The organism is Pedobacter kyungheensis (assembly GCF_000812965.1).
Taxonomy (GTDB): domain Bacteria; phylum Bacteroidota; class Bacteroidia; order Sphingobacteriales; family Sphingobacteriaceae; genus Pedobacter; species Pedobacter kyungheensis.
On the sequence record NZ_JSYN01000002.1, the window covers coordinates 372,927 to 391,696 of the forward strand.

Annotated in this window: 19 protein-coding genes and 1 tRNA gene; 11 read left to right on the forward strand and 9 right to left on the reverse strand. The window is 39.2% G+C overall.

What is annotated here, in order from left to right; all coding sequences use genetic code 11:
* The first annotated feature begins 154 nt into the window (after nt 1-154).
* On the forward strand, nt 155-1,051 hold the full coding sequence (locus OC25_RS02505) for a helix-turn-helix domain-containing protein (protein WP_039471682.1): 897 nt from the start codon (nt 155-157) through the stop codon (nt 1,049-1,051).
* A gap of 389 nt (nt 1,052-1,440) precedes the next feature.
* Here OC25_RS02505 and OC25_RS02510 read toward each other — a convergent pair.
* Both OC25_RS02510 and OC25_RS02515 read right to left on the reverse strand, forming a co-directional pair.
* Nucleotides 1,441-1,527, reverse strand: a tRNA-Ser gene (locus OC25_RS02510).
* Between the two features lie 82 nt (nt 1,528-1,609).
* Entirely contained in the window at nt 1,610-3,616 is a 2,007-nt protein-coding gene (locus tag OC25_RS02515) for an HD family phosphohydrolase (protein WP_156131383.1), read from the reverse strand.
* 191 nt (nt 3,617-3,807) lie between these two features.
* Between OC25_RS02515 and OC25_RS02520 the strand changes: the two genes are divergently transcribed.
* From OC25_RS02520 to OC25_RS02530, 4 genes are all read left to right on the forward strand, one after another.
* Nucleotides 3,808-4,665 carry an SPFH domain-containing protein gene (locus OC25_RS02520; protein WP_039471684.1) on the forward strand — a complete coding sequence of 286 codons (858 nt, stop codon included), beginning with the start codon at nt 3,808-3,810 and terminating at the stop codon, nt 4,663-4,665.
* A gap of 4 nt (nt 4,666-4,669) precedes the next feature.
* Nucleotides 4,670-5,191 carry a hypothetical protein gene (locus OC25_RS26655; protein WP_052265906.1) on the forward strand — a complete coding sequence of 174 codons (522 nt, stop codon included), beginning with the start codon at nt 4,670-4,672 and terminating at the stop codon, nt 5,189-5,191.
* Nucleotides 5,192-5,193: 2 nt separating this feature from the next.
* Nucleotides 5,194-5,361, forward strand: a complete 168-nt coding sequence (locus tag OC25_RS27260) for a type II toxin-antitoxin system antitoxin (RefSeq protein ID WP_082018483.1) — start codon at nt 5,194-5,196, stop codon at nt 5,359-5,361.
* A 368-nt stretch (nt 5,362-5,729) separates the two neighbouring features.
* The gene (locus OC25_RS02530; protein ID WP_052265907.1) at nt 5,730-6,710 is read left to right on the forward strand and encodes an IS110 family transposase; all 981 of its coding nucleotides are present in this window, start codon (nt 5,730-5,732) and stop codon (nt 6,708-6,710) included.
* A 72-nt stretch (nt 6,711-6,782) separates the two neighbouring features.
* Here OC25_RS02530 and OC25_RS02535 read toward each other — a convergent pair whose 3' ends face one another.
* Nucleotides 6,783-7,661 (reverse strand): carbohydrate kinase family protein, encoded by an 879-nt coding sequence (locus OC25_RS02535; RefSeq protein ID WP_039471325.1) that lies wholly within the window; start codon nt 7,659-7,661, stop codon nt 6,783-6,785.
* 94 nt (nt 7,662-7,755) lie between these two features.
* Between OC25_RS02535 and OC25_RS02540 the strand changes: the two genes are divergently transcribed.
* The gene (locus OC25_RS02540; protein WP_039471328.1) at nt 7,756-8,181 is read left to right on the forward strand and encodes a YybH family protein; all 426 of its coding nucleotides are present in this window, start codon (nt 7,756-7,758) and stop codon (nt 8,179-8,181) included.
* 209 nt (nt 8,182-8,390) lie between these two features.
* Here OC25_RS02540 and OC25_RS02545 read toward each other — a convergent pair whose 3' ends face one another.
* From OC25_RS02545 to hemW, 6 genes are all read right to left on the reverse strand, one after another.
* A complete protein-coding gene (locus OC25_RS02545; RefSeq protein WP_209435554.1) occupies nt 8,391-9,005 on the reverse strand; it encodes a sugar O-acetyltransferase in 615 nt (204 codons plus the stop codon).
* A 91-nt stretch (nt 9,006-9,096) separates the two neighbouring features.
* Complete coding sequence (locus tag OC25_RS02550) at nt 9,097-9,975, reverse strand: cupin-like domain-containing protein (protein WP_039471330.1); 879 nt, start codon at nt 9,973-9,975, stop codon at nt 9,097-9,099.
* 127 nt (nt 9,976-10,102) lie between these two features.
* Complete coding sequence (locus tag OC25_RS02555) at nt 10,103-10,888, reverse strand: DUF3050 domain-containing protein (protein ID WP_039471333.1); 786 nt, start codon at nt 10,886-10,888, stop codon at nt 10,103-10,105.
* 114 nt (nt 10,889-11,002) lie between these two features.
* Nucleotides 11,003-11,884, reverse strand: a complete 882-nt coding sequence (locus tag OC25_RS02560; protein ID WP_039471336.1) for a cupin-like domain-containing protein — start codon at nt 11,882-11,884, stop codon at nt 11,003-11,005.
* A 291-nt stretch (nt 11,885-12,175) separates the two neighbouring features.
* A complete protein-coding gene (locus OC25_RS02565) occupies nt 12,176-12,958 on the reverse strand; it encodes an SDR family oxidoreductase (protein ID WP_039471338.1) in 783 nt (260 codons plus the stop codon).
* Nucleotides 12,959-13,003: 45 nt separating this feature from the next.
* On the reverse strand, nt 13,004-14,134 hold the full coding sequence (hemW, locus tag OC25_RS02570; RefSeq protein ID WP_039471340.1) for a radical SAM family heme chaperone HemW: 1,131 nt from the start codon (nt 14,132-14,134) through the stop codon (nt 13,004-13,006).
* Nucleotides 14,135-14,314: 180 nt separating this feature from the next.
* Here hemW and OC25_RS02575 point away from each other — a divergent pair, with 180 nt between their 5' ends.
* The 5 genes from OC25_RS02575 to porK all read left to right on the forward strand — a co-directional run bounded on the left by OC25_RS02575 (nt 14,315) and on the right by porK (nt 18,761).
* Complete coding sequence (locus OC25_RS02575) at nt 14,315-14,773, forward strand: mobile mystery protein A (protein ID WP_039471343.1); 459 nt, start codon at nt 14,315-14,317, stop codon at nt 14,771-14,773.
* A complete protein-coding gene (locus tag OC25_RS02580) occupies nt 14,764-15,360 on the forward strand; it encodes a mobile mystery protein B (RefSeq protein WP_039471345.1) in 597 nt (198 codons plus the stop codon). The genes OC25_RS02575 and OC25_RS02580 overlap by 10 nt, the downstream gene beginning before the upstream one ends.
* An 86-nt stretch (nt 15,361-15,446) precedes the next feature.
* The gene (locus OC25_RS02585) at nt 15,447-16,424 is read left to right on the forward strand and encodes a DUF4271 domain-containing protein (RefSeq protein ID WP_039471347.1); all 978 of its coding nucleotides are present in this window, start codon (nt 15,447-15,449) and stop codon (nt 16,422-16,424) included.
* Between the two features lie 14 nt (nt 16,425-16,438).
* A complete protein-coding gene (locus OC25_RS02590) occupies nt 16,439-17,209 on the forward strand; it encodes a uroporphyrinogen-III synthase (protein WP_039471348.1) in 771 nt (256 codons plus the stop codon).
* Between the two features lie 226 nt (nt 17,210-17,435).
* Nucleotides 17,436-18,761, forward strand: coding sequence for a T9SS ring complex lipoprotein PorK/GldK (porK, locus tag OC25_RS02595; protein ID WP_039471350.1), 1,326 nt, complete (start codon nt 17,436-17,438; stop codon nt 18,759-18,761).
* Nucleotides 18,762-18,770 lie beyond the last annotated feature (9 nt).

Sequence of the window (18,770 nt, forward strand, 5' to 3'; positions counted from 1 at the left end):
CGAAGCATTGTTTTTTACTTCAACAAATATCCGACGGATGGGTACCATCAGGTGTAGACAGATTCCTGCTTTTACTACCAATATTCCCGATCGGATAATGCACACTGTAGAAACCAACGATTTATGTTTATTTTTGATTCATAAACAACAGGTTATGGAAAAGGAATTTCACTTTAAGTCAATTGCAGAATACAATGCATTTAACAACCATCAAACCATCCATCCGCTGGTTAGTGTTCTTGATTTCTCGAAAGCAAACACACGGACCGGGTCTAAGATGTATTTTGATCTGTATTGTGTTTTTCTAAAAGATGTGAAATGTGGCGACCTGAAATATGGCCGCGAGTATTACGATTATCAGGAAGGTACGCTTGTATTCATTTCTCCCGGACAGATGATTGATGTGGAGAATAAAATAGACTACTATCAGCCCGTAGGTCATGGCCTGGTTTTCCATCCGGATATGCTATTGGGCACCTCGTTGGGAAAAGCCATTGCCGAGTATAGTTTTTTCAGTTATAACACAAATGAGGCGCTTCACCTTTCTCCAAAAGAAAGGGATCTGGTATTGGATCTTTTTTCAAAGATCGATACAGAGCTGCACCAGTCAATAGATAAACATAGCAAGAAGGTTATTGCTTCCAATATCGAATTGCTTTTCAATCATTGCGACCGCTTTTATGACAGGCAGTTCATCACCCGCGAAACAGTGAACAAAGGGGTGATTGATAAATTTGAAAATTTGCTCAACAGTTATTTTGAATCTGAGAAGCCATATACGCTAGGCTTTCCTTCTGTAGCTTATTGTGCCGATCAGCTCCATTTCTCAGCAAAGTATTTTGGCGACCTGATCAAAAAAGAAACAGGTTCTACCGCACAAGAATACATCCAAAATAAAATCATAGATATTGCGAAGAACAAAATATACGGTACCAGGAAAACGGTGAGTGAAATCGCATATGAACTAGGTTTCAAATACCCTCAGCACCTGAACCGTTTGTTCAAACAGCGTGTAGGATTAACTCCAAATGAATTTAGGACCCTGAATTAATGTTTCGTCCAATCAATATTAAATGTATTGAGTTGCCAACTGTGAGTTGAAAATTACTTCCCTTCTCGGCTTTATTGTCACAAAACCTCACTCTTTGTAAAATCTTACTGGGGATAGATCAGGACTATATTAAGCAGGATTAATATTCCCCCTTGCATAAATCAATTTATCTTATTGGGAATGCATTATTATTTTGTGGGTATTGATTAATCTGTAAAACACGCTAAAAATACCTCTTAGAGCAAATGAAAATGTACTAATTACGGCGATTTTTAATTTGAGTAGCTTAAAAAAAAGGAGTAAAAACCATAAAATATTGATTACCAATTATTTAACAAAATTAAAACCGCATAAAAAAACCCTGCATTGCAGGGTTCATTTTTTTTCAGCGGTGAGGGCGGGATTCGAACCCGCGGTACCGTTACCAGTACGACAGTTTAGCAAACTGTTCCTTTCGGCCTCTCAGGCACCTCACCTTTTCATCCTCTTTTCTTTGCCCTACCGGCGTTGTTTTGAGGTCTGCAAATATAGTAAAACAAGTTATTCTGCAAAAAAAAATTATGATAATTGTTGATAATCTATGCGCACATGATAGATACTCATCAGCATCGTCTTGAATATCAATTTGATAGTTTCAATATCTTTTAACGTTAAATCGCAATCATCAAGCTGATTTTGCTCCAATTTGTAGTTAATTATCCGTTCAACCAGGTCATTTATGTTCTGCGCATCCGGATTTTTCAGACTTCTTGAGGCAGCTTCGACCGAATCTGCCAACATTAACACACCAGTTTCTTTGCTAAAAGGTATCGGTCCGGGGTAGCGAAAAATGTTTTCGTCGACGAATTTTTCCGGCGAATTTTTCAAAAACGACTGATAAAAATAATCGACCCGGGTATTTCCGTGGTGCGTTCTGATAAAATCGATAATCGCTTCCGGAATCTGGTTCCTCCTTAAAATTTCAATTCCCTTGTGTACGTGCTGAATGATGATCTGTGCACTTTGCTCGTAAGGCAGTTTATCGTGCGGACTCACGGCCGTATTCTGGTTCTCGATAAAATATTGCGGGTTGTCTACTTTACCAATATCATGATACAGCGCACCTGCTCTCACCAATACAGAGTTACCACCTATTTTAAATATGGCAGCCTCGGCCAGGTTAGCCACCTGCAGCGAGTGCTGAAAGGTTCCAGGCGCCTTAAAAGCAAGCTCCCTAAGCAGTTTATTATTCGTATTGGTCAGCTCAATCAGCGCCACATCAGATGTGATACCAAAAATACGCTCAAACAGGTAAATTAAAGGATAAGCCAGCAGCGACAATAACACGCTAAATACAAAAGGAATAAAATTAATCCATTCAATTTCGCGGAATGAGCCCTCGCGCAGCAAAGCAATACCTACAAAGGCCACAAAGTAGGCCAGCAAAATAAATAAAGCCGAAACCAAAAACCGCTCGCGTTTAACAAAGTTTTTAATACTGAAAATAGCCACCATACCGGCCGTAACCTGGTAAAACACAAATTCGAAACTATTGGCCACAAAAAAACCTGCAATTAAAATCACCAGCATGTGCAGGTAAAGCGCCAAACGCGTATCGAACAGAATGCGGATAATAATCGGCACCACGCAAAATGGTATATAATAAAGACTCGGTATTTCTATTTTAATGGCCCAGGTAAGCGCCAACAACATCCCTGTGGTCACAATCAGGATTAACGACAACTGCCGGTTATCGGCAAAAATATCTTTACGAAACAGAAACAGGAACGACATTAATATGGTAAGGATAAAGCCAACCAGTACCACCTGGCCTAAATAAACCAGCGCCCTGCTCCCTATCGTTTTGGTTTGCGCATCGTAAGTGGCCTTATACGATTCGAGTTTCTGGTAAATTTCTTCGTCTATTACATCATTTTTAGCCACAATCAGCTCGCCTTTCTGCACCATCCCTTTAGTGGTAGAAATATTGCTGATGGTATTATCCTGTATCGTCTTGGTTAAACGCTCGTCAAATACAATATTAGGTGTAATATGATCAATGGCCAGATTAGCTACCAAATCGCCCATTACCGGATTGGGTGCTTTAAAATTAGCTTTAAAAAAGTTCAGCGCAGTTTCTGCAGTAAAAACATCCTGCGTATTGCGCTCCTGGGCTACATTATTTTCTACAAGCGAAAAATCGTAATTCTTCTTGCCGGCCTGGTGTTTTACATTTAAGCCAATAATCCCTTTTGTGTAAATAGATTGCAACAGTTTATAAGCTGCACTTTTATAAACCTCCCTGCCCTTCTCATCCAGCTGTTTCGATTTCCACTTGATATCAAACTCGTTCGAAAACTCATCAAGTTCATTCGCCGTAATCTCCTTATCAAACTGATACACCGGCAAAATATCCTTTAAAGCATTCTTTTTATCGGCACTTACCTGCGGGCTGGTTTTTAAAATGGCAAAACTGAAAGGCGAAATCAGGTCTTTATTTTTCCAGACTGCATTTTTTTCAAACTCATACCTGAATCGGGGTTGCTTCGGCAGGAATAGCGTAATGATAAAAACAGTAAATATCATCATCGCATATTTAAGGTTTGATGAATATTTACGGTAAAGGATTTTGTGTGAATTTCTCTTGATTTTGGCCAAAACGGTGTAATTATAGTATGTTCAAAATTAACATTTTTATCTCAATATACATTTTACAGATTTTGTTTGCAATTACCGGATTTTATATTTTACTTTATGATATCAAATTAATATCAATCATGTATCAAGAAAAAATCATTAACCCGCCATCAGGCTATTTAACATTCGCCTTATTTGTAGCGCTTTTAGGTGCAGCAATTTTCTGTTTTGTTACCGAAAGTTTTATCTGGGGAGGGTGTATCCTGGCCTTTAATTTCTTTCTGGTTTTACCGGGATTGATTATCAACAACCCCAACGAATCGAAAGTATTAACCCTCTTTGGTAAATACGTAGGTACGGTAAAAACCGACGGCTTTTTTTGGGTTAACCCCTTAACCAGCAAAAGAAAGGTTTCTTTACGCGCCAACAACCTAAACGGGCAACAATTAAAAGTAAACGATAAGCTGGGCAACCCGATCGAAATTGCTGCTGTAGTGGTTTGGAAAGTAAATGAAACCGCAAAAGCCATTTTCTCGGTAGAGAATTACATGCAATATGTAAATATCCAAAGCGAGGCCGCAGTGAGGCATTTGGCCAACATTTTTCCTTATGACCATGCAGAGGGCGAAGAAAACACCATTACCTTAAAAGATGGCGCCGAAAAAGTGAGCGAATTTTTAGAGAACGAATTGAACGAGCGTTTATCAAGAGCAGGTATTGAAGTGTTGGAAGCCCGCATTTCGCACCTGGCCTATGCACCCGAAATTGCCAGTGCCATGTTACAACGCCAGCAGGCTACAGCAGTAATTGCGGCGCGTAAACTTATTGTAGAAGGCGCGGTAGGTATGGTAGAAATGGCTTTAGAAAAATTATCGCAAAAAGGCATTGTTGAGCTTGATGAAGAACGCAAAGCGGCAATGGTGAGCAACCTGCTCGTGGTACTTTGTGGCGACCGCCATGTGCAACCCGTAGTAAACACCGGTACCTTATATAATTAGGATAATGGAATTTGAGGAGAAACAAGGCTTAAAGATCTGGTGGCTATACCTGGTAACCGCAATAACCGTGCTGCCCACTTTACTCATCCTGATCTTTCAAAAAGATGGCGAAGCGCTGCATCAATTTAAAAAAATGTACTACGCCCCTGCTTTTGCCATTTTACTCCCTTTTTTAATTATTTTTTTAATCCAGCAAAACCAGCTAACCTTAAAAATTAATACCGAAGGCATTTCGTTCCGCTATTTCCCCTTTCATTTCAAACCCAGCGTTTACCAATGGACGAGTATTGAAAAGGCTTATATCAGAAAGTACGATGCATTTTCCGAATATGGCGGTTATGGTGTTAAAACCCGCCTTTGGTTTAAATTTAAAGACAAAGCTTATATCTTAAACGATAAAAACAGAGGCTTGCAGCTGGAATTTAAAAACGGTAAAAAATTGCTGTTCAGTTCGAACAAAATCGATGAAATGGAAATGTTCCTCATCAATTTAAAAACCAGGTACAAAATACAGGCAATACAATAAAGATGGCGGAGAAAGATAAAAAAGCGTTTGTATTAAGAATTAGTCCTGCTTTATTAAAAGAAGTAGAAACCTGGGCTGCCGATGAATTCAGGAGCACCAACGGGCAAATTGAGTTTTTACTTACGCAGGCTGTAAAATCGCGAAAGAAAGGCAAGGCGAAAGAAGAGTAGAAATTGCTAACTGCAAACTGCCAACCGGTAACTGTTAATTGCTAACTGCTAACTCATTTGGGCGTTCCCCTTCCCGATGAAAAATCGGGAAAGGGTCGGGCTTTTCAGGGCTGCGCTGCGCTCCGGCACCAGTTAAAAACCGGCACTAAACCCTTACAATCCATTAGGTTTGTTTTATATTTAAAGATATCGCAATTCAGAGGTGATCCAACTGCAATCCTAGGTGTGAAGACCTATTTAGGGATACGGTCCTTTGACTTTGCTATGCTTCGGGCTTAAATAGAAATTCAGGCATTGAGGGCCTATTATTATGGATATAAGCTGTAAGCATAACTGCGATACTTTCTAACAACTCAAAATTAAACATTATGGAACAGTTTTCATTTTTTACAGGTATCGATGTGTCTAAACTATGGTTGGATATTGCAGTATTCAGTCCTACTAACGGGCTTGTTTATCAAACAAAGATCAACAACAATATAAAAGACATTAGATGTTTTTTTAAGGCACTAAAGAAGTATTTAAGTGTCGATGTGTCTGAACACTTATTCTGTATGGAGCACACTGGCAAGTATGGTCATACTTTTCTTAATGCATCGATTCTTGAGAAGGCGAAAGTATGGGTAGAATTACCGATTCAAATCAAAAGAAGCCAAGGACTTGTCAGAGGAAAAACAGACAAATGGGATGCTATTAGAATCGCTCAATACGCACATCGGTTCGCAGATAAGGCTGTTTTTTGGAAGCCTGCTGATAAGTCTCTTCAGGACATTAAAGATCTTCAGGTGAAAAGAAGCTTGCTGGTAAAAGCACATTCACAGCTTATTCAGGAAGACAAGGACGACCCGCTTTTCAAAAAGCCATTATTAGCTTTAAAACAGGCCATACAAACTATCGAGCTAAAGATGGAAAAACTACTGGAACAAAATGAAATAACCTGTCATCAATATAATCTGCTTAAAACAGTACCAGGCATTGGTAAACAAACAGCAATGGCTTTGATCATCGTGACGAACGGTTTTACCAGGCTAACAGAAAGCCGAAAGTTAAGTTGCTATGCGGGCCTTGCTCCATTCCCTTATAGTTCAGGTAGCTCTATTAAAGGCAGGACTAAAGTCTCAAAAATGGGTGACATGAAACTCAAAGTATTACTTAATCTTTCAGCTTGGAATGCTATCAGATCTATAACCGCTTTTAAGGATTATTTCAAGAGAAAAGTTAGCGAAGGAAAACATAAAATGTCCGTTATTAATGCCGTAAGGAACAAACTACTTGCTTTGGCTTTAGCCGTGATCAAAAGAAATAGCCCTTATGAAAAAAACTATACTCTTTCCTTGATTATGCCATAGAAATCCCTAACGCAAAACCCACCGTTTAAGCAGACCTTATAGGTTTCAAAAACCTATAAGGTCTTAAAAAACTTAAAGCGCCATGTGGTAAATCTTTTTGTTGTAATCAGGATTGGCCCCAACCTGCGAAGCCACAAAAGCACCCACTTTGCAGGCGTTATCCAAAGTGGTTTCCATGGGGTAACCTTGCAGGTAACAGGCAATAAATGTAGCCAGAAAAGCATCGCCAGCACCAACTGTATCGGCAACCTGTACTTTATAACCGGGGTGTTTAAACAGTTTTCCTTCTTTTAAAACGCAGGCACCTTTATCGCCCAGCGTTAAGCAAATAATACCAATGTTAAACTGATTGGCCAGTTGTTTAAGCAGCTGTTCGTCGGTATTACCCGTTAGACCGAAAGTATCTTTTACCCAAACAATTTCGTCTTCATTTATTTTTAGGATATCGGCATAGTTCAAAAGATCGCTGATTAAGTTCTTTTCATAAAAAGGACTTCTTAGGTTTATATCAAAAATCTTTGTTTTCGCATTTTCAAGTAAGCTGATAATGGTTTTTTTAGAACGCGCATCACGGCAGGTTAAGCTGCAGTATACCAATGCATCTGCCTGTTTAACCGCTTCGGTATTCTGGTCGGTAAGTTCAATATCATCCCAGGCAACAGGCTGTTTAATGGTATAAGTGGCCTGGTGATTGGCATCGAGCTGTACCACTACCGTACTGGTTGGTAATTCGGTGTGTACCTGAATCAGGTCTGTGGCAAAATGGTTGCTGCTTAAAAAATCCAATAATTCCTGACCATTGCCGTCGTTGCCAACCGCACTAATAAAGCTGCTTGTTATATTTTGTTTATGCAGGTTAAGTGCAACATTCATACTCGAGCCGCCGGCTTTCTTCCCCTCCGGAAAAACATCCCAGAGTATTTCGCCAATTGTAATTACTTTATTTTGCATGATAGATGATATAAAAGCGTAAATAAACAATTTTTAGTGATGGAACAAAATAATTTGTTTGCTACCTTTAAGTTTAACCTCAATTACCTTAATCATGAAAAAAATTCTGCTTGCCGTACTATTGTTAATCTCTGCCGGAAGCTTTGCCCAAAACGCGAAAGATAAACAAGCCATACTTGATTTATTAGAAAAACAGCGTACCGATTGGAACAAAGGCGATGTAGAAGCTTTTATGCAAGGCTACGAAAAATCAGATAGTTTACTCTTTGTGGGAAAAAACGGACCGACTTACGGCTGGCAGAAAACGCTCGATAATTATAAAAAAGGTTATCCGGATAAATCGGCCATGGGCTTTCTGGTATTCGGCATTAAAAAAGTCGATTTTCTGAATCCTAACCTGGCTTTTGTTTTGGGGAGCTGGAATGTAAAGCGCGAAAAAGATGAGCTGAAAGGTTATTTTACCTTACTCATTAAAAAAATAAAAGGCGAGTGGAAGGTTGTCGCTGATCATAGCAGTTAAGGGCAGAAGCAAAGTAAGGGAAATAAAAAAAGGCGATAAAATCGCCTTTCTCGCTCATCCGCGTTGCAAACGCGCACGATAGTAAGTTATAGTCCTCGTTTGTAACGAGGATTATTGAGCCCCGCATTTTAAATGCGGTTCGTGGCATTAACAGGCGATACAATCGCCCTTCTCACTCATCCGCGTTGCAAACGCGGACGATGTATAAATTATGCTTCCAGTTTAAAATCTTTATAATAAAAATCCTTATCCGCATCAGTTAGCTGGCGGATGACCCTACAGGGATTGCCAGCTGCAAAAACGTTATCGGGTATATCGCGTGTTACTACACTCCCTGAGCCAATTACCACATTCGATCCAATTTTTACACCTGGATTAACTACTACATTGCCGCCAATCCACACACTGTTGCCAATGGTTATTTCTTGTGCCCATTCATACTCCTGATCGCGCAGGTGTGCATGTATAGGGTGTCCTGCGGTATAAATGGCAACGTTTGGCGCAATAAAAACATTATTGCCAATACTTACTTTGGCACAATCTAAAATAACCAGGTTAAAGTTGGCGTAAAAGTTATCGCCAATTTCAATGTTATAGCCGTAATCGCAACGGAAAGGTGGTTCTACATAAAACATCTTTTCTGTTTTACCAAATAACCTTTTTAGCAGTTCTTTGCGTTGTTTGATAAATTTTGGGGCAAGGTTGTTAAATTCGAAAACAATTTCGCGGGCCTTTAATCTTTCTTTTGCTAATTCTGCATCGCCTGCCTGATAGGCTTTGCCAGCCAGCATTTTTTGTTTTTCGGTAAGTATGTTGTTTTCCATCGGGTATTTTAAATTGATAATTTTGAACGCAATAATAACAAAAACGGGGCTACCGTAATGGATGCCCCGCTGTATTTTAATTTTCAGTACTTTATGGTCTGCCTTTGGCTAGTGCCCTTTCAGCAATTTTTACAGCCTTTTTCTCTCTCCAATGTGCATACTTTTCTTTGAAGGTCATTTTAATCAAGCTGTCAATTGCGCCGTGTGTAAATAAACTCCAAACACTGGCTACTTTGCGGCTAATCGATTGATCCCAGGCACGTAAACTTAACGAGAACGAACCATCTACATACTTCATCCAGTGCCACATACCGGTTGGCATAAATAAAGTATCGCCATGCTCTAAGAAAACTTCATATCCTTCAACACCATTTAAAGCAGGAAATTTTTTGAAATCAGGGTTGGCTACATCATAATCTTCTAAAGCGTAAGTTGCATTAGGCAAGCAATATAACCTGTCTTTCCACTTATAATCGAATAAAATGATGTGCTTTCTGCCACCAAAATGAGTGTGGAAAATATGCGGTAAGTCGATGTCGTAGTGCAGGAAAGTTACCGAGTTCGAGCCGCCAAAAAACATAGCAGGCATGCTTTCAATAAAGCCACCCATTAAATCTTTTGGGATTTTAATATCGTTAATTAAGCTAGGCACTTTTTTAAACAAATTGAAGAAGAAAATCCTCAATTCTGTTGGTTCACGCTTGATTAAATCAAGGTAATCGCCAAATTTCATGTGTGCGGTAGCTGCATTTATCGGTTTCGATGGATCAGCTTTAGAATTATCGTAAAGCGGAACTTCCAGATCACCACCAATTTCTTTTAAATATTCAGTCGTCCATTTTTCTCTTGCAGGCCAGTCTTTAGTAAGGCCCCTGATTACTAACGGACGTTTAGTTTTCAGATAATTTTTCTTAAAATCTTCGGGAGTGATGCTCTCTACGATATCAACTGGTTTTAAAATGAAACTCATGCGCTTAAAATCGGTTATTTGTGCCGAACAACAAATGTGTAAATTTTATTTTATAAAATCGGTGTTCACCATTAAATGTGACTAAAATCACGTAATCTAAATTAGTAAATAGTTAACAATTTAATAACTATGCAACTATACTTTGTTTTACGATTTCGGTATGGGCAGCATTCCAGAGGTCTATTCTTTTCTGCAAGGCGTGTTTAGCAGTTTCTTCGGCTGCAGCCCAAAAAGCTTCGTCCTGCTGGCATAGTTTCTCTGTCATGGATAGTGCTAAATGGCTGTGGTGATCGCCATCAACCTCAATATGGCGCTCCAGATAGTATTTAAAAACAGAAACCTGATCGGGCTGAGTACTGTTTAAATCGTTAACCATGCTAAAGAACATGTTCGGAATCAGGTCTTCGCGACCAAAGGTAAAACTTGCCGCCTGCAAATGTGTTTTGCCACTGTTAATGGTTTCGAATGTTGCGTTTACAAAATCTTTTGCTGCAGCTGGTACTTCAGCAATTTCGAAAGCTTCATCAAAACTTTTGCCGTTTTGTAATGCATTTATAAACGTGTTTATCGGGGCAGTATTGGCACCACATTGTTCCATGGCATCTAAATAAAGCTCAAAATGGCTTTTAATGTTGCCCTTAGCATCTACATCCGATTCTTCGCCCGCCACAATTTCATTTATCAGTTGCCGGGTAACCGGATCGCCTACCGGAAACCAGGGCAGGGTGGTGCAGGTTAAGTTAATTTGCAAAGACTTAAGCAGCGACATGAAATCCCAAACGGCAAAAATATGGTGCTCCATAAAAATGCGCAGGTCGTTGATTTCGCTAATGGCAGTGTATACCGGGTGGTTAATAATTTCTTGCCTTAAAGGCTCAATTTTTTCCTGAATTTTAATAATGTTCGGATGCATGTATGATTGGTGGTGTGGGATGAATGAGTTTTAAATGATTTAAGATCGGATAATTGGATTATGGGAGGTTAAAACTGTAATCAATCATTCAAAACTTTAACATTCTATCCTCAGTTATTTGGGTAAATTCTTTTCAAGGGCCTTAATGGCTTTTTTAATGGCAAGTGCTTCTTTCCACTTCATGTATTTTTCGCGGTAGTTGGCTTTCATAAAGTCGTCAAATTTACGTTGCAGGGTTAAGTTATACAAACTTTTCGCTTTTACCAGCCAGCTTTTATCCCAGGCCCTCAGGCTAATGGAGAAAGAGCCATCCAGATATTTCATCCAGTGCCAGTAACCGGTTGGCATAAATAAGGTATCGCCATGTTCGAGAAATGCTTCTACCCCTTGCACACCTTGTAAAGCCGGAAACTGTTCGAAATCAGGGTTTTCTACATCGTAATCTTCCAGGGCGTATGTGGCGTAGGGAATCTGGTACAGGCGCTCTTTCCATTTGTAATCGAACAGGATAACATGTTTGCGACCGTTAAAATGCGTATGAAAAATATGTGCCAGGTCGATGTCGTAATGTAAAAAGGTTACGGAGCCCTTTCCGCCAAAAAACATATTGGGGTAGCTGTCTAAAAAACCACCCATTAAATCTTTGGGGGCAATGTAATCTTCGAGCAATTTAGGGGCAAACTTAATCGGGTCGAATAAAAAGATACGTAAATCGGTTGGCGTTTCCTTAATCAGGTCTATGTAATCGCCAAATTTCATTTCGGCAGCCGAGGCATTTATAGGTTTCGATGGGTCTGCTTTGGAACTATCGTAAAGTGGAACTGTTTTATCGCCAACAACGTTTTTCATATAATCCATTGTCCACTTCTCGTAAGCTGGCCATTTCCGGGCCATATTTTTTATTACCAATGGCTTTCTGGGCTTTAGGTAATGTTGCTCGAAATCTGATTTAGAAATGTCTTCAACTACATCTATCGGAGATAAATTGAATTTCATGTTAAATAAGGATTAATGAAGCAAAATTAAATAGTTAAAAAACAGTAAGCATTACAAAACCCAAAACATGAAAAAGAACTGACAATTAATCGAAAAAAGTCAGAAAGTACGCGTACTTAAATAAAAAAAACGCTCTTACAATTACGCAAGAACGTTAATTTAGTAATCACACGGAACAGTGTAAATTTTTTTAACAAGGATATCTTTCGTGTTAATGCCTGTATATACGATAAAGAAACTGTTGTGGTTTTCAATAAAAGGCTAAAAGTTACCTATGGGTTAAATATTTTTTTAAATCACTTTTGCTGTTTTTATTTTTTTAGCGAAAACGCGGGGGAAGAAACGTTTTAACCATATCGCTTTTGTTTCTTTACCGCCAATGTAAGCTTCTTCTTTTTTACTGTTTACCGCCTGCACAATTTGTTTGGCACATGCTTCGGCAGTCATGGCTTTTTCATGTGCATCGCCCATAATATTCAGCGTACTCCCATCGCCCGTTAACGCATTGTAGGTTACATTGGTTTTGATAAAGCCCGGGCAAATAATGGTAATATCAATATTTTGTTCATACACTTCCGAACGTAGCGAATCGAAATAGCCATGTAAAGCGTGTTTTGAAGCCGAATAGGCTGAACGCAGTTTGGTGCCAAATTTTCCTACCAGACTGCTAATCACCACAATTTGGCCGCCGCCATTGGCAATCATTGAAGGTAAAACGGCTTTGCTGAGCTGCACTGTACCCCAAAAATTGGTATTCATGATTTGCTGCTCGGTTTGTAAGGTAGTTTCCAGTGCCAGTCCGCGTTGGCTTACCCCTCCGCTATTGATGAGCAGGTCGATTTTCCCGAAAATGCGGATGGCATCTGTGGCTTTACTTTCCAGTGTTTGGGTTTCGCTTAAATCGAAAGGCAACACGTGCACATTAAACGAATTTTGGCAGTTTCCTTTTACACGGAACAATTCATCGCGGTTTCTTCCCGAAATAATCAGTTTGTTACCCGCTTTAAAATATTCGTAAACCAGGGCCTCGCCAATACCGGATGATGCGCCTGTAATCCATACAATTTTTGACATTTTTTTAAATTATTGATTGAAAGAATGGTTTCCGGCCACGCTTACTTAATTTTCTACTATAAATAATTCCGAAGCAATGTGGTCGGCAAAGAGCTTTCCTGTTTCAGTTAACCGGATTTTAGTTCCTTCGTGTTCCAGCCAATCTTTACCCTCGAAATTTTTAAGGTTGTATTGGGTTTCTTCTAAAAAATCTTTTCCAAAATCAGCATTTATTTTTTCAAGATCTGTTCCCCACATAGTTCGTAACGAGATCATCATATATTCGTTAAACCTATCGTTCAGGCTAAGTTCTTCTATAATTTCGGGCAGTTTGTTAGCTGCCAGTGTTTCTATAAACAAGGCATTGTTTGCCGGGTTCATGTAGCGGTTTAAGCCGTCAAAACCATGAGCCGATGGGCCAATGCCAATGTAATCGACACCTCTCCAGTAATTGGTATTGTGCACCGCATAATGGACGGGTTTGGCAAAGTTTGAAATTTCGTAATGCTCAAATCCGGCTTTAACCAGCTTATCCATCAAAATTACAAATTGGGCAGCACTTTGGTTATCGCTTACCGGTGTTTGTTTTTTAGCTTTAATGGCGTGCGCCAGTGCGGTTCGGGGTTCAACAGTTAAGGCGTAGGCCGAAATATGTGGAACCTCCAGCGAAATTGCTTTTTGGATGTTGCTCATCCACTTCTGATCGGTTAAGAGCGGGTAACCGTAAATCAAATCGAGTGTAAGGTTTTCAAATCCTGCATCCTGACTCCTCCTGATGCAATCTTCGGCTTCCATGGCTTTGTGCGCACGGTTCATCCAGATCAGGTCTTCATCGAAAAAAGACTGTATGCCCACGCTAAAGCGGTTAACCGGTAATTGTTTCAATTCTTTTAACTTCTGTGCGGTTAAATCATCGGGATTGGTTTCGATAGTAATTTCTGCATCAGCATCGACCGAAAAAGTATGGTTAATGGTGTCGAAAATCTTTTGGAGGGCTGCTTGCGGTAGGATGGAAGGGGTACCTCCACCAAGATAAATACTCCCAACCTGTCCGGAGATGCGATCTTTCTTCATTTTAATTTCCTTGCAAATGGCCTCAACCATTTCACCGGCATATTTTAGCGATGTACTGAAATGAAAATCGCAGTAGTGACAGGCCTTTTTACAGAAAGGAATATGGATATAGATACCAGACATTGCTGCAAAGATAATGAAGTTAGTTTTGCTTTAGTGTCATAATAACTTTGATAGCGAAATATCGATGTTTGCCCATTTAGGTTGTAAATCATTTAGTCAAGTTATTGCTTTACTTTTTGTTGTTTTTATCAAGTTATAGCTTTATATTTGTGTTGTTTTAGACAAGTTATTACTTTACTTATGGAGAAAAAATCATTAATGCTTCAGCAGCTGAATGCTAAACTTTTGAAGTTTTCAGTATTGAGTAAGATAGTAATTCCATCAAATGGGTGGATTAAAGCTATTCGAAATACGTTAGGTATGTCAATGGAACAATTAGCAAATAGGTTATCTATAAGCAAACAAGCGGTATCGGATATTGAAAGAAGGGAGAAAGAGGGTTCAATTACACTTAAATCCTTACGGGAGTTAGGTCGCGTTTTAGATATGGAACTTGTATATGGTTTTGTTCCAAAAGATGGATCATTGGAGGCCATGGTGGAGAAAAAAGCCAATGAACTGGCTAAAAAAATTGTCCTTCGCACATCAAACACCATGGAATTAGAAGATCAGGTGAATTCTAAAGAAAGAATAGAGAAAGCGATACAGGAAAGAACACAGGAGATTAAAAATGAAATGCCTAAAATTTTATGGGATTAGATTTAATTTATATAGATGGGCAAACTCCTTTGGATGAAGAAGAAAAAGAAGGTTTGCTTATCTCTACTGTGACGATAAGAGAAGAGCTTGATGAATTTGAGCAGCAAAATATCGAAGAGGCGATAAAATGGACACTTACTACACGGTTTAAATTAGATAAATTGTTTACACAAACATTTATAAAATTAGTGCATAAACAAATGTATAAAAGTGTGTGGTCATGGGCTGGTGATTTTCGGAAAACCAATAAAAATATCGGAGTAGACCGATGGCAAATTGCTCTTGAGTTAAAGAAATTACTGGAAGACGCTGTGTTTTGGACTAAAAATAATACTTTTTCTCCAGATGAAATAGCGATTCGTTTCAAACATAGACTGGTAAGTATTCATTGTTTTTCAAATGGAAACGGAAGACATAGCCGTTTAATGGCTGATATTATTATTGAAAGGATTTTTGGTGTGCCCGTATTTACCTGGGGTGCTGCAAATCTTTCAAAGAAAAGTAACAGCAGGGTCACTTATCTTCGTGCACTTAAATTGGCAGATCAGGGCGATTACTCTGCACTCCTTTTATTTGCAAGGTCATAATAAATTTATTAAAACGCTCAATCCATTTTTTTAGGTAAACCATGATTATTCAATTACTTTTGCAACCTTAAGATTTGATTTACAGCATGCCGAAGTTTATTTTCATTTTGTTTGCGTTTTTATGTGCTGCAAATTTTGTAGCAGGGCAGCAAATTCCTGTACAAACAGATAGCACTGTTGTAAATCAGATTCAGTACAGGAGATACCGGCCCGATTCGGCTACATTGGCCAGGCAGCGTTTTGTAACCGATTCTGTTATGCGCCATACCTGGGTTTTGGCTGATAGCCAGATCAATAAAAATGCCCTGACTGATACCATCGAAAAAGAATATCTTTTTCCGAAGCTGGATTTACTGGCCTGGCAAAAAAAATACCAGCAGTTTAAGAAAAAGGAAAATCCGTATCAGTTAGGCACCAAAATACCGAAGGGTAATGTAGGTTTGCTGGGTTTTATTTTCGGCATGCTCATTATTTTTGCAGTATTAAAAAACGCATTTTCCAAGCAGCTGTCGGCTATTGTGCAATCGTTTTTTAGCAACCGGATTTTAAATAACATCAATAAGGAAGATAACCTGTTTAGTTCCTGGCCGTTTTTGCTGCTTTTTGTGCAATTTGGCTTCGTATTCGGGATGTTCTTTTTTCTGGTAGCCCAGTGGAATGATATGTACCAGGCCAAAGATGGTTTTAAATTTTTCTTTAGCATATCCATTACCATTATTGTTTTTTATGCACTCAAATTGGTGATTCTGCGTTTTCTGGGCTATCTGTTTAATGTACAGAAACCTGTGGGCGAATACATCTCTATATTATACCTCAGTTATTTCAATGCGTCGCTGCTTTTTATCCCGCTTGTTATTGCATTTGCGCTTACTCCGCTTAAATACGGCGAAGTATATATTGTGTTGGCATTCTTGTTGTTAGGCATCATTTTTGCATTTCAGTTATTAAGGGCGGGTATAACGATACTTTCTAATAATAAGTTTTCTAGAATGCATTTAATTTTGTACTTTTGCGCCCTCGAAATATGTCCTATCCTAATACTAATTAAAACGATAGGGCTGTAGCAGGAAAAAGGAAAATGCAAGAAAAGAACGACTCTAGAATCCGCAAAGTAAAAAGTATTTTGGTTACTTTACCAAAACCTGAAACTGAAAAATCTCCTTATTACGATTTGGCTAAAAAGCACAACCTGAAAGTCGATTTTAGGTCATTCATCCATGTTGAAGGCGTACCTGCCAGAGACTTCAGGAAGGATAAAGTGAACCTGGCCGATTTTACTGCGGTAATTTTTACCAGCCGTAATGCAGCTGATCATTTTTTCAGGATCTGTGAAGAAATGCGTTACGAAGTACCGGCAGAACTAAAATATTTCTGTCTGTCTGAAACCATTGCACTATATCTTCAGAAGTATATCCAGTACAGAAAACGCAAAATCTTTTTTGGCAAACAAACTGCAGCTGATTTGGCTGAAGTGCTTAAAAAGCATGCGAATGAGAAGTTTTTATACCCTTGTTCTGATGTAGCCACTGAAGATACCATGAAGTTTCTGGAAAAAAGTGGCTATAACTTTACTCCTGCTGTTTTATTCAGGACCGTAGTGAGCGATTTATCCGATCTTGCAGAAGTGTTTTATGATGTGATTGCCTTTTTCAGTCCATCAAGTATTCAATCGTTATTTAAAAATTTCCCCGATTTTAAACAAAATAATACCCGGATTGCAGCCTTCGGTACCAATACCAGTAAAGCTTGTACCGATATGGATCTTATTGTAGATATTGCTGCACCAACTCCAGGTGTGCCATCTATGACCATGGCCATAGAGAACTATATCAAAATATCTAATAAATAATACATTTATTAATTTATTTTAAGTCAACACAATAAATGCGTAACTTTGCTGTTATTAAGAGAGTTACACATTTTTTATGGGCAAAGTGTTAGGAGGGAGTAAGCAGTTAATCTAACTTTAATTGCTTTCGCGTAATGATTTAATGTAAAATATTTGTTTTTGTTGATAATTTCAGTGATTTTTGATAAAATTGCTCCCTTATCGTGCTTTGCACACTATAAAAAATATGAAGAAAATTTACCTTCTAACTATTGTAGGTATATCATTAATGTTAGCAAGTTGTGGCCATGGAGGCCAAGGCGAACTGGTTGGTGCATATAACCGGAAATTTAAAAACGATAGGATTCCGTTAGGAATGGTATATATTCCACCAGGGCATACGCCACTTGGAGGATCTGACGAGGATATTACATTCTCTCAGAATGGGCCAAGCAGAATGGTAACCATTAGTGCATTCTTCATGGATCAGACCGAAATCTCTAATGCAGAATATCGTCAGTTTACCAACTGGGTGCGCGATTCTATTGCCATTGCCATGATGGGTAACCCACAACAGTTTATGATGACACCCAAAGGAAATGCAGCTGCGGCTGTTGGTGGCGATAAATTTATCGACTGGAAAAAGGTTGGTCCAAATGGGGCAAATATCTGGCGTAACAAGGGCAGAGGTGGTGCAGGTGCACAGGCCAGTCAGCTGGATGGCATGTATTATTCGGGCTTAGATGCCCTTCCAGGCAAGAAAGAATTTGATGTGCGTAAGTTTGAGTATACCTACGCCGAGTTAAATATGGAGAAAGCGGCCCTGGGTCACAAAGATCCAAACAGCAAACGTCAGGATTATATAGACCGTTATACAGTTGCCATTTATCCTGATACCATGGTTTGGAAAACAGACTATTCTTATTCTCAGAACGATCCAATGGTTCGCGGTTATTACAATCACCCTTCTTATGATGATTATCCGGTAGTTGGCGTAAGCTGGGAGCAGGCAAAAGCTTTCTCTCACTGGAGAACCAAATTGTATGATGGCGTAGCTACAGCACGTAAATTACCAGTAGGATCGCGTTCTGATTACCGTTTACCAGCAGAAACGGAGTTCGAATATGCAGCGAGAGGTGGCAATACCAAAACCAAATACCCTTGGGGAGGCCCGTACATCAGAAATACAAAAGGATGTTTACAAGCTAACTTTAAACCAGGTCGCGGCGATTACTCGAGCGATGGTGGTATTTATACAGTTGGCGTGAGATCTTATTTTCCTAACGATTATGGCTTATACAACATGGCCGGAAACGTAGCAGAATGGACCATAACTGCTTACAATAAAGGTGCTAGTCCGTTATTGCACGATTTGAACCCTAACTTTACTTACGATGCAGGTGCTGCAGACAGCAAATACAAAAAGCGTAAAGTAGTAAAAGGCGGTTCGTGGAAAGATACAGGTTACTTTTTACAAAATGCTGTAGCAACTTACGAATATCAGGATACCCAACGGTCGTACATTGGTTTCAGATGCGTTTCATCTTATCCAGGTACCGATTTAAGACGTTAAACCAAACAA